The following is a 15,026-nucleotide window of genomic DNA, read 5'->3' on the forward strand; positions in this document are numbered from 1 at the left end:
CGCCTCCTAATTCTATCTACCTACCATACCCATACTATTGATTACTTTATCTAAGTTTTGGTCCACAGTTGTCATGAACCTGGACGCCGCAGCGTATGCATGCTGAAATTTAATTAAATTCGTCATTTCTTCGTCTGTAGATACACCGCTAACCGATTGTCTTCTTGAGTCGACTTGGTCAACAAGCAACTGGTTATTCGTTTGCTGACGAGTCGCTTCTTCGCTTTCAACGCCTAGTTGTCCAATAATAGAACGATAATAATCATCAACCGTTCCGGTTGCAATACCATTGTTACTCGAAGTCCCATTAAATTTAAAAGGGACACTCTTTAATCCTGATATTAAGAGAGCAATTGTGTTATTTCCCGTTACCGTTTCTTCACCTACTGCAGGGGGGGTAAGCGTTATCGTACGAAGAGATGATGCGATTTGACTAGGATCATTTTGAATTACAGGATTTAAGCCTATTGAAGCAGCAGTGATCGGTCCGCCATCTTGCGAAACGAAAAAAGCCGGTGCTGTTGCTGGTGGTGTTCCTGTTCCAAAAATATATCCAAGCTGATGAAGTTCATTAAGACCTTTAACGGTCACAGTAAGGTCGCTTGTCAATGTACGGTTTGCACCAGTATAAGTAACGCCGTCAAGAACTGTGTTATCCGGAAGAACTGAACCCGCCGGAATTGTAACGGTAATCTCTCCATTAGTAATTGTATTAGCCATGTCATTCAATTGATCTAAATAATTCTTAACAAGAACATCTCGAGATTTAATGGTCCCAAACACATCTCCACTGATTAACGTATTCGCACTGTAAGCCCCTTCCCAGTCTGCAGCAGTCGTCTGCACTGAGTTATTGCCGCTTACCAATTGCAGACCACCAGCAACAACCGTATATCCATCTGATTGTTCAGTGACACTCACATTTGTTAGCTTAGACAACTCATCGATAATCAAATCGCGTTGATCTCGTAGATCGTTAGCATTATCACGCTGTCCTTCTATCCTCATAATCTCATCGTTTAATTGGGCAATCTGACTTGTCAATGTGTTGATATGATCGGCAGTTACGGAGACCCTTTGAGTTAGATCATCTTGCATATCGGTTAATTTCTTACTCGTTTCATTGAACGCATCTACTAATGCCAGAGCGTTTTCCCTCACAATTTTCCTCGATGTCACATTTTCAGGATCTTTACTTAGACTGGACCATGAGTTCCAAAAATTATTTAATACAGTCGAGAGGCCTGAATCGGATGGTTCGTTGAACACTTTCTCAAGCTTTGAGAGAGTGTCCGCTTGAACTTCCCATTCCCCTAAAGATTTATTAGCATCCCAATATTGATCATCAAGGAATGATTCACGTACTCGTTTGATATAGTTATATTCCACACCTGTTCCTAGCTGTCCAGGAGCTGTGGACTTATTAAATAGCCCAGGTGCCTCAATCGGACGAGAAGCTACCAATCCTACGACCTGACGTGAATAGCCTGGTGTATTTGCATTGGCAATGTTGTGACCTGTAGTATTCATTGCTGCCGTATTTGCAAACAGGCTTCGTTTCGCCGTTTCTAAGCCCATAAATGTTGAAGTCATCGTATCCCTCCTCAGAATAGAGAAAAATTAAGCTCTTGTATCAAAAAAATTATTTTTTTTCAAATTTGACGATTGATGTGCTGGATTTTGATAAATAAGATCGTCCTCTGCCCCGACAAACACATTTAATGAAAAATCTATAAACTCTAATGCATGATGAATTAATTGCTGATTAACTTCGTTCTGTCTTTTCAAAGCATGAATTACATTTAACAAGCGATTTTGTGAATCTTGCAATTGAAACCTTTCCTCTACGTTAAATACGAGCCGTAAAAGTTCCGTCACAGTTAAATTGAGCTGTGAACGAATTCCTTTCTCATGAAGAAAAGCATAAGCAGCATCTACCCGTTCTTTTTCCACTTCTGCAACCTGCTTAAGGAGACGATTCTCTTGAGTCATGATTTGAGTTAGTTTTTCAATATCGTTCTTAATGATCGCCTGCTTCTTCTCTTCACCGGAATCAAACAATTGTTGATGCAATTCAGTTAACCGTTCCATGGTTGAAATTACATGCTGTATACTCACTTATTCTCACCCGAATTATCATTGATTTTAAAATAAGGCAACAGCTTCTCAGCAATTTTAGCAGCATCGACGTAGTACGTTCCCGTCGCTACTGATTGTTTCAAGTCATTTATACGTTCAGCACGCTGTGGATCTTGTACTTGGTTCTGAGCTTCCAGCATTTCTTTTGCTTCAGGCGAAATGGAAACCTGATCCTTTTGGCGATTTTTTTTACCCGTAAAATTTTCACGAGCTTCTACATTCCGCTGATATGAATTTATTGCTCCAATCCGTCCCGTCTCATTAATTTTCATAATGTGCTCACCTTCCTTCCAAAATAAAAAGACCGATAATCTTTACTAAGTTTATCGGCCATAAATGAAGTAATTTTAATAGCTGCATGCGATTTTAGTTTTTTCTTCGATCAAGAGCACTGTAAGCCCCATGACCAGTAACGTTCCCCTTATCAAAAGACTGAGAATCATTGAGCGCACTCGTCAAATCCTTAGTTAATCTCGTTCGACACGAGTCACACATAGTGCCTTCTCTAATTAACGTGCCGCAAACTTCGCAAGGATACATTAAATTAGGGGCTTGAACTACAGAAATTCGCCCTTCTCTAACGAAGCGAGTAATCTGTTTGGTCGTAACACCGGTGGCTTCGGATAGTTCCAATAACGTAGCAGTCCTATGCTCCCTTAAATAATCAGCGCATTTCTCATATTCTACTTCAATTTCTTTTATACAATTCCCGCATATATCTCTAAAATTCAACGCAAAAAGACGACCACATCGAGGACAGTTGCCAATATCCATTACACCTTAAGCCCCCTACATCTATTTCTCATATTTTCTTTAGATTACCTTATTTTGGGTATGACGTCTATGGGAAAATCGACAGTATTTTCATGGAATAATATAGTGTCAAGACCGCGCCCATGTCAAGCAATATACTTCTAATGGCATGTTCAATGATAGACCGGCTTCCTTCAAAATATGGGCACAAGCATTTACAGTGCTGCCTGTTGTATAAATATCATCAACGAGCAATATACGGAGGGGAAGAGGACTTGTAGATGATGAATAAGAATTGAGTACGTCCTTCATGCGCTGAACAGCTGACGAGTGAAGCTGAAAAATCCCTTGCATATCTTGAATGCGCTCGTGCCTGCTCTTGAAGCTTTGTTTAACGGTATGGCGTCTTCGCTCCAATAGAGGAATCAATGGTATGCGCTGTTTCCTCGATAATATGGACCCTAGCATTTCAGCTTGGTTAAAGCCCCGTTCTGATAGACGAACTTGACTGACAGGTACAAAGGTAATGAAGTCTATTTTCCACTTAAAATGGGTATTCGTAAACTCCCGCTTCATGCCGGTGTATGCCCGCTCTAACATCTTAGCTAGAAGTTCGGCATATCTCTCATTTCCGCGATATTTATACTGCGCAAGCCACTCTCTCATCTGGGCGTTATAAGCGACACTGCTGCGGTTGCATACAATAGCCCGCTGGGCAGCCGCAGGGCGTGTGCAATCAGGACAACCTATATGTCTGCCGCATACCCCGCAGCGCGGCTTCGCAATCCAAGGAATAGTCCTCGTACACTCCTCGCATATGGCTAAAGAAGTGTTCAACTGTTTTACACGTTTATTACATGTTAAGCAGGTATCTACAGGTGGAGAAATAAATTGGTGCACTGAATTCATAAATGTCTGCCACTTCAAATTAGCACCCTCCCTTTTTGATTCATTACTTAAGCCGAGGAGAATCTATTAGATATCCTTTGCTATAGGCAATTTTGTTCATTTCTTTAATTTGTTTTACAGCCAACTTTTGTGAACGAGTCCATTCTCGTGCCGCAAAAATAACGTTCCCCGCAGGATCATCTTTGGATCTTCCGGCGCGGCCAGCCATTTGGACAAGCGAAGCTTCATCAAACAAATTGCTGTCCGCATCTAAAATAAAAACATCACTGCGCGGCACCGTAACGCCTCGCTCCAAAATCGTAGTCGTAACAAGCAGTCTAATATCTGCTGAACGAAAGGCTAATACTTTGTCCCCGCGAGCTGAGTCCTGTGATGAGGTTCCAGCAATGGGGATATCTCCGAAACTCTGCTTAAGCAGCTCTACGATCGGATCAATATGCCGAATGCGGGATACGAACAGAAATATTTGTGCCCCGCGATGGATAGATCGCTCTAATGCTTCTATAAGTGCCGAAGGAAGTGATCGTTTCTGTATACAGCGAGCGACGGAGTTCATTGATATTCGCTTCGGTACAGGTAATGGATGCCGATGAAAACGGACCGGCACTTTGGCATGCGCAAGCTTCCCCCGTTCGATCTCTCGCTGCAGTGCCAAAGGCGGGGTAGCTGACAGAAATATAAATTTACCATCTGACTTACATGCTTCCCGAGCTGCAAAGGCAAGCATCGGATCATTATGGTATGGAAAAGCATCCAGTTCATCGATAATGACTAAGTCAAAAGCGTGATAAAATCGCATAAGCTGATGCGTTGTCGCTAGTGTTATCGATCCTTCCTGCCAACGTTCCTCGCTGCCCCCGTACAATGTGGACACTGTTTCACTAGGAAATGCTTTAGCGATTCTAGGAGAGAGTTCGAGCACAACGTCTCTGCGCGGCGTCGCGATCAGTACACGTCCCCTTGTATCCAAGATGCTCTGGATGAGCGGAAAGATCATTTCCGTCTTGCCCGCGCCGGTGACGGCCCATAACAGGAACTGCGCGGGCTTTGCGGCGCGCTTCGCCGGCGCCGCCAGGAAGCCCAGCGCCGCGCCCGCGGCTTCGCGCTGCGCTGGGCTGAGCCCCCACCGGCCGAGCGCAGCGGCGGTGGGGGCCATACCGGCCGTGCCGTGCACGGCCGGAAACGCTGCTGTGCGCAGCAGCAGCGCACAAGCCCGGCTGCGCCCGAGCGCGAGGCACGCCTCGCAGTAGGCGCACGCCGGGCTGCCGCACGAGGCGCATGCCGTGCGGCGAAGTAGTTCGCTGCCGCAGCGGCGGCAGCGCGGGTTCTTGCGGCGCAGCCCGCGCTCCTCGGGGGCGAGCGCCGCCGTGAGGTGCAGGCGCCCCTGCAAGTGCGCCAGCTGCACCGCGGTGCGCCAAGAAGCGCTCAAATCGGGCGCCGCTTCTGCTAGCAGCTGCTGCAGCTCCGCTTCAAGCAGCGAACGTCCTACCAGCAGTTCAGCGATAAGAATCGCTCTCCTAACAAGCTCCTGCTGCTCACGGACTAATGTCAAATCACTATCCATCAAGCCATCTACCCCAGATAAGCACTTCCACTGCTCCTCTGCTATAGCCGTCCATCCACTGGCTCTATCCCACAGCAACCCTGCCTGCCTATCCTCAACCAACCATTCTATAATTCCTTCTATTTCATCAGCATGTTCCCTCTTTAAGCCATGACGCATCCATAACGTCCAATCGTTAATGTTCCTCTCTTCGGCTTGAAATCTATCTCTTAATTTGACAGCCCATCCAAGAGGCATACCAGATGACAATAGCCATATTTTCCTCGCGTCACCTGCAGCCCCGCTTGTCCACCAAATGAGATCTACCCGAAGGTCAATCGAAATCCGAACCTCCCACCTGTTCTTACACTGAACCGCATATACCGCAGCCCGCATTTATTCTCACACCACCTTTTCACTTAAATTGATGCTCGGCTACGAAGCTTATACTTTCTTATATTGAAAACAAAAAACACACCCCATCCGGCTTACGCCTTCAAAGAGTGTGCTTCACTTCTTCCATATAAATATTGTCCTGCAACAATTAGCAATGCACATAAGGTATTTTCAGCGCCTCCCTCGGGATCCGCAGATCAATGAGAAGCACTCCTTCCCCCTTATGAGTGCTCACGAGCGAATAAAGATCGTCGTCTCCTAGTAAGTCACTTCTAGAAATGACCGATAATTGCAGTCCGTTTGCATGCTTACTCATCCGTTCAATAATGGGAATTGTATGATCCGTTGATCGTTCATCCACGACCGTAACAACCACCATTTGTCCCCGTATCCATGAATACCATTCAAGAGCACGAATATACCACTCTATTTGTTTTTCATGGTTAGAAGTGACTAGAACATAATGAACAGCCTCTTTATTCGCCGCTTTATTTCTTCGACTATGCCGAACATACAAGAGATGTACTCCCGCTGCCGTTAATCCGTAAACCAATAGTATCCATAATAGATATGGAACCATGGAACCACCTCCCTTATAGCGACAATATATGCCGTTAAAGGGTAACGGGTTACTGGACAGCGCGAGCGCTACATGTGTATTTTACAAGGTTACCCATCCATATTTAATTGCATTAATAACAGCTTGAGTCCGATCATCAACTTCCATCTTTTGCAAGATGCTGCTGACATGGTTCTTCACTGTCTTCTCGCTTATGTATAAAAACTCACCAATCATTTTATTGCTCTTGCCTTCTGCCATAAGACGTAGTACTTCGCCTTCACGACGCGTTAGCGGGTTGTTATCATTCGCTACAAATTTCACGCCTGCTTCTTTCACAATCGTATTCTCTGCCATCGCGCCGGTCTCATCTAAGAAAGACATTCTGCGCATTTGCTGAATGAGCTTGCCCGTCACTTTTGGATGAATAAAAGCATGACCATCTGCGACGGTGCGAATCGCATTGATTAAAGATTCAGCTTCCATATCCTTCAGCAGATACCCGGAAGCGCCCTTGCGAAGCGTTTCAAATACATAGCTCTCATCATCATGAATGGACAAAATAATAACTTTTATATCGGGGAACAATTCGCGAAGCTTTTGCGTAGCTTCCACACCGTTTTGATTAGGCATGTTAATATCCATCAGAACGATTTGAGGTTTGTTCTGATTACAAAATTCTAACACCTGTATGCCGTCGCCGCATTCTCCAATGACCTCAATATCATTCTCCATATTCAAAATACGTTTAAGGCCTTCACGAAACAATTGGTGATCATCAGCTAAGAGTACCTGAATTTTTGCCGTGCTGTTTTTCTCATGATTATTCCCCATTGTTTAACTCCTTTCTCTGTTCCGCGTTAGTTGGGATATGGATGATAATCTTTGTGCCTTGATTTACAGCTGATTCAATCTCCATTCTTCCTTCAAGAAGTTCGACTCGTTCCCGCATACCAATTAATCCAAAGTGAGTATGATCTTTTGCTTTTTGTTCCAATTGGTTCTTATTAAATCCAATTCCGTTATCTTTCACTTCGATTTTAACCATTTGGGCTTGATATGTAATTTCTACCGTTACGTATGTTGGACGGGCATGCTTCGATGCATTGGTAAGTGCTTCCTGTACCAATCTATAAATCGCTGCTTCCATCGCAGAAGAGAGACGCTGCTCTTTCCCCTTCGTTTCAAAAGTCGTACGAATTTTCGTCCTTTCTTCGAAATCATGCACATATTTACGAAGTGTAGGGATTAACCCCAGATCATCGAGTGCCATAGGACGTAAATTAAAAATAATTTTTCGCATCTCTTCGAGACTGGAACGAACTTGTCCTCTCAAGTCTATTACTTCGTCTTGGACAACCTGAAATTCCTGCTTTTGCAGCATCCTTTCCACAATTTCCGTCCTTAGTCCTAAATTGGCAAGGAGTTGCGCAGGGCCATCATGAATTTCCCTAGCGATCCGTTTCCGTTCTTCCTCTTGGGCTAAAATAATTTTAAGCCCAATCATCTGCCTGTTCTTAGCGGATTCGAGAATCCGAGTGACTTGTCCAAGCTCACCGGATAAATACTCCAGCACAACTGCAATCTGTGAGCCTATCGTTTCTGCCCGTTCCATGGATTTCTCCACGCCCTTAGCTCTTTTCTGCAATTCATCGCGTCTTGCCTTCAAATACATCTCTTTCTCACGATAAATCATCAGGTCGAGCTGAATTTGTGTGGCCCGTTCATAGGCATTCTTAATATCTTCTTCCGAATAACGCACAAAATCCCGGCTCACTTCTGTGAGCCGGATACGGGAGAGTCTAAAGTTCTGTTCAAGTTGGTCGACTTTTTCAATCGTGTCGCCAGCTTCTTTAATGACATACTCTAATTCTTTATTGAGTGAAATCAGTTCATTACGGGAAGATTCTAGTATCTCAAATATTTGATATTTGCTATCTTCCATTACATGAATGGCATTCTTAATGACACGATCTATATCGTCGCCCTGAAAATCCATGTCTTCAATCTCCATTTCTTTCATCAGTGCACTTCCTTATAAATCTTACCATATCATGAATGTATCGTAATGGTCTTCGTTTTCTGTTCCCAATTTACATCTAGTCCTAGTTGCTCAGACACGAGACGAAGAGGGACTAAAGTCCTTCCTTGAATAATCATTGGGGCGACTTCAGACTTCTGACGCTTGCCGTTCAGGATAAAGTCCGTTTGTCCCACAGTAATTTGGAGCAGCTTGCTACCGCGCATCACCGTGATTGTTTTGGTATTTGCATTCCATTGTGCACTACCGTTAAATGCGTCCATAATGTAGCGAATCGGTACGTAGGTAGAATTATTTTTCAAAGTTGGGGCGACATCCATGCTTTGTTTTTTCCCGCCTACAATGATTGATTTCTGTCCGAGAACCATTTGAACTGTATTCTTAGGTAGAGTCGCATCTATACCTTCTGAAGGAACCGTAAATTTAATATTGTCGAACGCTACAGCACCCGTTCTAGCCCGTTCATCTTGTCCTTCCTCAACGTTAACGAGGTAGAGTCGCTTCAACTTAGCCGGATAACCAATGTTGTAGCCTGTTAAATCAACCGTTAATCGTTTCCAGCCAGTCCAGTCGACTTGTTTGGCCAAATCGATGTACACCGTCTTATTGTCCTTATCCAACACTTCAGCACGAAGCCAGTTAAGACTGCTGTCTCCCATAACATCGATGCTCATCGAAGTTGCTGGAGACGAAATCGTTTTCCCGTTTGTTCCATTAAGCTGCGCATAAGCATACATTTTACCGCTGCCAGCCGTCATATCATATTGAAGCTGCAGTACTTTTGAGTTGCTGTGATCACCAGTGCCTGGTGTAATGGACACGTTACCTGTTACCTCAGGTACATTAGATGTGAAGTTAATTGGATAGTTTACATTCTCAAAATCTTCCCATACATTCTCACCTACAGCAGACAGAACGACAACCGTGCTAAAACCGTCATATCTTGCAATCGCATAACCTACTTTAGCGTTAGGACTAACGGAAGTCACTGTTAATTGGCCGTCCTTGCTACTTCCTTGGAAGCCAATCAATTCCCACTGAATAGACTCATTAGGAACACTAATCGTCTGACCATCTTGTAATGTTGCAGTAACAGGAACCGAAATGGTCGATCCGGCCTGCAGCGGCGCCGTTTGGTTACCTACAGTTAAGCTCTTAATGTCATTTGCGCCGATCACCTTCACATCCATTGCAGCAGACGCTTGTCCGCTTGTCGCTGTAATCGTCGCTGTACCTGCTTTTGCGGCTTTAAATCCCCCGCCTGTCCATACCATATTGGCATTGCTCGATTTGAAGTTAGCTTTAATATTCGAAGCATCAATAGGATTGTAGTACGTATCATAACCTTTTAATGAATAAGAAGCTTGCTGACCAATAAATAACTGTTTCGGACCGCTTACGATCAGCCCTTTAAGCGTGCCTTGAGGAGCCACCGAAAATACACCAAGCCCATTCGAGACAGCCCGCTGCGTTGTGCCGCCATTGGATGTCTCAAAGGTAAGAACGGTATCCGTCTCTGCAAGTGGACGATTAACCATCGTTGTTGAACCGCCGCCGTCCAAATTAATTCCTTTCCATACGCCAACTTGGGTCATAAAATCTTGCAGCTCTGTTAAGGTCATGCCATCGCTGTTTGTATTCTTCTCTACGGTGATAATATAGGCATACCGACTATCTTTGGAATAACCAACCGCTGTACGGGCAACATAGCTGCTCGGGCTAATGGAAGATACCGAACGAGAATATGCTGACGCTTTCCCTTGGTCTACGAGAATCGTATGTCCACCAATCATCATCTGGAAGCTGCTTGGATCTACAAGCTTCTGAGTCGTAGCGGACCGCAATTGATAGTTTGCCGTAATTTTCTGACCTACTGCGAGGTGAGTACGTACATAATCTGCTGCCTTGCCATGTGTACGCAGGATGTAACCGTCTTGCGGTACAGCCATTGGCAGGCTTGCATTGTTAGAGATCTGCGTAATGACACCGTTCTGTACTAACACCTCAGTAGGAGTAGTAGAACTGTTTATTGGTCGATCAATGGCTTTCCAAGCACTTGTGTAAATATACATCGCATCCACATGACTATAACCGCCATTCGGTTCCGGTGTATAAGCTGCCTTGTTTATTCCGGCAAGCGGAAACGTGGAGCCATCTTCCGCTGTGACAGATCCTTCAAACGTATACTCATCTATGACCGGTGTTCCATTATTCGTTACTGCAAAAGTATACATGCCTTGGAGCTGCGATGGACTGGACATCAGCACGCCTTGTGATACTTGTGGTCCTAATGGTGCTCCTTCGAGTCCTGTGTTGAAAAAGTCACCATTCACTCCAGCAACAGCACCAGTCTCCTGGGTCATGCCCAGAACACTTTGTCTCGTTGCGAATTGGCCGCCTTTGCCAGTCATGACATCCAGCTTCACATTTGGATTCTTCAAATCTACTTCAATAACGTCTGCTAGAATTTTCTTAGCAACACCTGCATGTGTCGTATTATATTCATATTTTAAGAGACGCGCGCCTGAAGTGATGATCTGCTCACCAACCTTGACTGCTTGTGCCGTTGTCGATGCAGCAAGCGCTGTATAGCTCTGTCCTCCTCCAATCATGAACCCCATAACAGGCTGAGCCCAAATGATCGTTCCCGCTAAAGTAATCACTAACAATTTTTTCCCCGTCACCGCTGCAATTCGCAGCGCCTTATCATGTCGTAAAAGCATAATGTCGTTACCTCTCCCATCTATCAGAACAATTCTAGTATATGTTAATAGACTGTTCTAAGGAGGAAAAGTTACGAAAAAAATGAAATGTTCACAAAAAAACTATCTTTTACCCACGGTTCATGGAAAAAGATAGTTTAATGTTGTGAATAATTAATAGAATTTAATGTTTATCCTAAATATCCTATTTTCTCAAGCGTACGTTTGATCATAACGGCGGCTTGTGCACGAGTAACATTGCCTTTAGGCTGGAATGTATTTTTGGATACACCCTGAATAATTCCTTCTTTAAACGCTTTTGCAATTACATCAGGATACTGAATTTTACTCCGGTCTTTGAAGGCGCGAAGCGTGTTGCCCGGGCTGTCGCTTAAATAAGTCGTGTAACCTGTATATTCCATCGCGCGCACCATCATCACTGCCATTTGTTCACGGGTTATATAGCTGTTCGGCTTGAAAGTGGCATCTGTATTTCCAGATACAATGCCCGCCTTCGCTGCGGCTCCGATATAAGACCCCACAGGGCTAGCATAAGGAATATCACGAAAACGGCGTGCAGTGTACTGATCGCCTGATAACCCTAAAGCTTTAGCCATATAGGTTGCGAATTCGGCGCGGGTTATATTTTTGTTAGGCTCGAACCCTTGTTCAGTGTGGCCTTCCACGATATATTTTGCGGCTAGTTCTGAAATGGCATCCTGAGCCCAATGTTTATCAATATCACCAAAATATTTGTTGTTAGAGACTGCAGCAACCGTCCAATTTCCGTTTGTCTTCCCATGAAGTATATTGTACGAGCCCGCATTTTCAATCGTCGTAGGAACATACGCTATTTGCCCAACGGAGCCATCGAACCGCACCAATGCAGATTTGCTGGATGGAACGCTCTTCTGCGTACGCACATAGTAATCTCCTAACAAATTCAAGTCCATCTTTTGATAGGACGGGTACGTGGCATCTGCTGCGACGTAGAATTCAATCGGATCCGTAATGAATTGACCGCCAGATTTCGTTAATTGATCTCTAAATGTAATGGATGAATTCGGTGAAAGACGTTCAATTCGAATCAATAAATTAACAGCAGAGGAATTAGTATTAAAGCCTTTCGCCACGTCACTGAACTTCACTTTCTTTAACGGTAAGTAGTAGACTGCATCCCCATGGCGTACAGCAAATGACGTACCGTTATCACGATAATAAGTATCTTCTAGAGACTTGAGAGGAACAGAAACGTCGGCAGCCGATTCCGAAGCAGGAACTTCGAACACAACGGCTTTCGCACCTGTATTATTCGTAAGAACATAATCATAAGCCGATTTCAGCTTACTCGGATCAATCGTGTACTTATGGACTGGCACACCGTAGCGTGATTGATCAGCGCTCACAGCCGCCGCGTCTGACTTCAAGATTGCCATTTGAGTGCCAAATTCACTTCTATCTAAAGTCCCCAAATAACCTGTAGTTTGCCCAGGCATATTCGTTGTATTTTGCACAGGTATGAGATTGCTTCCACTCAGATTCACGGGTTGCAAGTTAATATAACCAGCAGAGTTGTAGTTCAAGTCAACGAGTCTGGAGGTACCTGTCCCAGGAACATATGAGATTGTGACCGTGTTATTCGTTGTTGAAGTTAACGTAGTTGCTAATGTTAGAGAGACTTTATTATCTTGAATAAGGACCTCTGTAACATACACAGGCAAATTATTCACAAGAACAGAAAACTGACTCTTCATTGGTACATAGTCCGTTTTTAATGCCTCGTTATACGTCAAAATGACTTTCTTATCCGAGCCTTCAGCGCCTGTAAACTCGGGGGCCTTGGTATCATTAGCATTACGGACAAAATAATCTGTGAAAGCTGAAATATTCAGTCCCCTATTATCTTGGATCGGATTTGATCCTGGGTTATAGGACACTTTAACAATCTGTCCATTAGTCACACTGCTATCTAAATACAATATGATCGTTGAACCAGTCTGGGAGATACTCTTAATATTCCGGTTCACACCATCGGCAGACACTGTAAATTGCGTATATGCGTAAGGTGATGGGCTTGCCAGCGTATTATTAAAATATAAATAAAGCGTGTTTCCACTCACATAGCCATCTTTAGGCTTCGGCAACACAGAGTCAATTGAGTTCGTTACTTGCTTCTGCGCAAAAGACGCAGCCATATTTTTACCAAGATCTTGAACCGCTCGAATCCCCGCACTGTACGATATTTTAATATCTTGCCCCACGGCAACACCTGGATCTAGATATATATAGACACTGTCGCCTGATACCATCGCGCTACTCACATTTCGAGCTTCATTATTAACAGTCACTGAGAAACTAGACGCTAATAGAGCCACTGACGAATCCAGCAGTTCATTATAGGCAAGCCTAATTGTTGTATTGTTAATCATTTGTGCACTTTGCAAAACAGGCGGTTGCCTGTCCGAAGTTACCGTTCTAAAGCTCCAGCTCGTACTGCCGCTCAGACCTGCATATGTATTCCCAAGCTGATCCTTGAAAGTATCCTTGACGATATCAACGACATAGGTGCTGTCAGGATCTAATCCGCTCGGAAATTTCACACGAACTTCCTTCTGATTGGAAGCCGTAACAGAAATCGTTGAAGGCGTAATGACATTTGTGCCTGCCTTCTTCACTTGAACAGTACCCGTTCCACTTTGGACTTCACGGTTAAATGTAATAACCAATTCAGAATTTAACGGTACGTTCGTGCTTCCATCAGATGGAGACAAGCTTGAAATCGTTAACGGTGAAGCAGATCCAGCAATCGTAAAAGTCCAGCCCGATGTTGACGTTATACCAGCTACAGGATTAGCGCCGTCGTCAACAAATGCCGTATCTGACACCGTTACGTAATACTGTGTATTTTCTTCAAACGTCACTCCAGGGTCGATCGTAATCACCGGAGTACCTCCTCCAGTGACCTGTGTAGAGGTTACTGGAATGGATTTTACTAATTGTCCCCCATTTGATTTATAAATGACAATAGACCCATTCGCCGGGTATACATTTCGATTGAAATTAAGCTGTAACTTAGTCGTCTTAGCCACACCCAAAGTACCGCTCTGAGGTGATTTACTTTGAATGGAAGTTGCAGCTCCTCCAGCTGTCGTGAAAGTCCAAGTATCCGCTGCTGAAATGCCTGCAAAAGGATTACCTTCCACATCTGTGAAAACCCCTGGATCCATGAGCACATAATATCTAGTTCCAGCCTGTAATTGAAGATTTGAAATGGTGACCGATGCTGGATTTGAGTCGATCGTTACATTATTAGCTGCAACATCGATTGTTGTCTCATTATTGTCCGATACGCGCTTCAGCCTAATGCTGCCTGTTCCTTTAACTACTGGCTCACTAAACTGAATTTTAAGCGGATCGTTTAATGCAACTCCAGTCGCACTAGCCGCAGGTGTATATTGAATTACTGTGGGTACTGCATTATCACCCACTGTAGTGAACGTCCATTTATAAGCTGCAGAGTTATTTCCTGATACATTGCCAATAAAAGCACCATCAGGCAATTGAATTTCATAGATCGTGTTACTAGTAAGTGCTGCAGATAGAGTTATCGTCGCTTTCAATCCGCTAGGATCTAAGCTAACCTTACTAGCGTCTGTGACATCGATTTGCTCTATAGTTCTAATATTATCTCTATTAGTCTTATCCAGCACAAGGATTTGGCCGGCCCCAATATGCACAGCTTCCTTAAAAGTAATATCAATTGGGCTATTTAGAGCTACTCCTGTTGCACCATCTAGTGGAGTAGTGGCTTGTACTAACGACGAAGAGGCAGCATAGCTTATCGGTGCAACTCCAAGGACTATTTCTAAAATAAGGATTAGTGCTAACCAAAATGAGAGTTTCTTCTTCATTACGGACTATGTTCTCCCTTCTTGTGCAAAGGATTTCTTATCTATTCTACGAATTTGTTTATGTATACCAAAG

The 15,026-nt window shown here is 44.0% G+C and carries 11 protein-coding genes; all 11 read right to left on the reverse strand.

What is annotated here, in order from left to right; translation table 11 throughout:
• Positions 1–12: 12 nt before the first annotated feature.
• The gene (gene flgK, locus J2Z20_RS07595) at positions 13–1,593 is read right to left on the reverse strand and encodes a flagellar hook-associated protein FlgK (protein ID WP_209847650.1); all 1,581 of its coding nucleotides are present in this window, start codon (positions 1,591–1,593) and stop codon (positions 13–15) included.
• A gap of 27 nt (positions 1,594–1,620) precedes the next feature.
• On the reverse strand, positions 1,621–2,118 hold the full coding sequence (locus J2Z20_RS07600) for a flagellar protein FlgN (protein WP_209847653.1): 498 nt from the start codon (positions 2,116–2,118) through the stop codon (positions 1,621–1,623).
• Positions 2,115–2,411, reverse strand: coding sequence for a flagellar biosynthesis anti-sigma factor FlgM (gene flgM, locus J2Z20_RS07605; protein WP_209847655.1), 297 nt, complete (start codon positions 2,409–2,411; stop codon positions 2,115–2,117). The genes J2Z20_RS07600 and flgM overlap by 4 nt, the downstream gene beginning before the upstream one ends.
• A 94-nt stretch (positions 2,412–2,505) precedes the next feature.
• Entirely contained in the window at positions 2,506–2,913 is a 408-nt protein-coding gene (locus J2Z20_RS07610; RefSeq protein ID WP_209847658.1) for a TIGR03826 family flagellar region protein, read from the reverse strand.
• Positions 2,914–3,021: 108 nt separating this feature from the next.
• Positions 3,022–3,819 carry a ComFC family protein gene (locus tag J2Z20_RS07615; protein ID WP_245252096.1) on the reverse strand — a complete coding sequence of 266 codons (798 nt, stop codon included), beginning with the start codon at positions 3,817–3,819 and terminating at the stop codon, positions 3,022–3,024.
• Between the two features lie 25 nt (positions 3,820–3,844).
• Positions 3,845–5,740 carry an ATP-dependent helicase ComFA gene (locus J2Z20_RS07620; RefSeq protein WP_209847661.1) on the reverse strand — a complete coding sequence of 632 codons (1,896 nt, stop codon included), beginning with the start codon at positions 5,738–5,740 and terminating at the stop codon, positions 3,845–3,847.
• A gap of 148 nt (positions 5,741–5,888) precedes the next feature.
• Positions 5,889–6,320, reverse strand: a complete 432-nt coding sequence (locus tag J2Z20_RS07625) for a hypothetical protein (protein ID WP_209847664.1) — start codon at positions 6,318–6,320, stop codon at positions 5,889–5,891.
• A gap of 81 nt (positions 6,321–6,401) precedes the next feature.
• The gene (locus J2Z20_RS07630) at positions 6,402–7,133 is read right to left on the reverse strand and encodes a response regulator transcription factor (protein WP_209847667.1); all 732 of its coding nucleotides are present in this window, start codon (positions 7,131–7,133) and stop codon (positions 6,402–6,404) included.
• Positions 7,123–8,298, reverse strand: coding sequence for a sensor histidine kinase (locus J2Z20_RS07635; protein WP_209848201.1), 1,176 nt, complete (start codon positions 8,296–8,298; stop codon positions 7,123–7,125). Before J2Z20_RS07635 ends, J2Z20_RS07630 begins: the two co-directional genes overlap by 11 nt.
• A 53-nt stretch (positions 8,299–8,351) precedes the next feature.
• Complete coding sequence (locus tag J2Z20_RS07640; protein ID WP_209847670.1) at positions 8,352–11,063, reverse strand: stalk domain-containing protein; 2,712 nt, start codon at positions 11,061–11,063, stop codon at positions 8,352–8,354.
• Positions 11,064–11,233: 170 nt separating this feature from the next.
• Complete coding sequence (locus tag J2Z20_RS07645; protein ID WP_209847674.1) at positions 11,234–14,953, reverse strand: Ig-like domain-containing protein; 3,720 nt, start codon at positions 14,951–14,953, stop codon at positions 11,234–11,236.
• Positions 14,954–15,026 lie beyond the last annotated feature (73 nt).

The organism is Paenibacillus sediminis (genome assembly GCF_017873765.1).
In the GTDB taxonomy this organism is placed as follows: Bacteria; Bacillota; Bacilli; order Paenibacillales; family Paenibacillaceae; genus Paenibacillus_AG; species Paenibacillus_AG sediminis.

Coding starts and splice junctions, on each gene's coding strand:
- J2Z20_RS07645 (WP_209847674.1), bottom strand. CDS start 14,953: ATGAAGAAGAAACTCTCATTTTGGTTAGCACTAATCCTTATTTTAGAA.
- J2Z20_RS07625 (WP_209847664.1), bottom strand. CDS start 6,320: ATGGTTCCATATCTATTATGGATACTATTGGTTTACGGATTAACGGCA.
- J2Z20_RS07610 (WP_209847658.1), bottom strand. CDS start 2,913: ATGGATATTGGCAACTGTCCTCGATGTGGTCGTCTTTTTGCGTTGAAT.
- flgM (WP_209847655.1), bottom strand. CDS start 2,411: ATGAAAATTAATGAGACGGGACGGATTGGAGCAATAAATTCATATCAG.
- J2Z20_RS07630 (WP_209847667.1), bottom strand. CDS start 7,133: ATGGGGAATAATCATGAGAAAAACAGCACGGCAAAAATTCAGGTACTC.
- J2Z20_RS07635 (WP_209848201.1), bottom strand. CDS start 8,298: ATGGATTTTCAGGGCGACGATATAGATCGTGTCATTAAGAATGCCATT.
- flgK (WP_209847650.1), bottom strand. CDS start 1,593: ATGACTTCAACATTTATGGGCTTAGAAACGGCGAAACGAAGCCTGTTT.
- J2Z20_RS07620 (WP_209847661.1), bottom strand. CDS start 5,740: ATGCGGGCTGCGGTATATGCGGTTCAGTGTAAGAACAGGTGGGAGGTT.
- J2Z20_RS07640 (WP_209847670.1), bottom strand. CDS start 11,063: ATGCTTTTACGACATGATAAGGCGCTGCGAATTGCAGCGGTGACGGGG.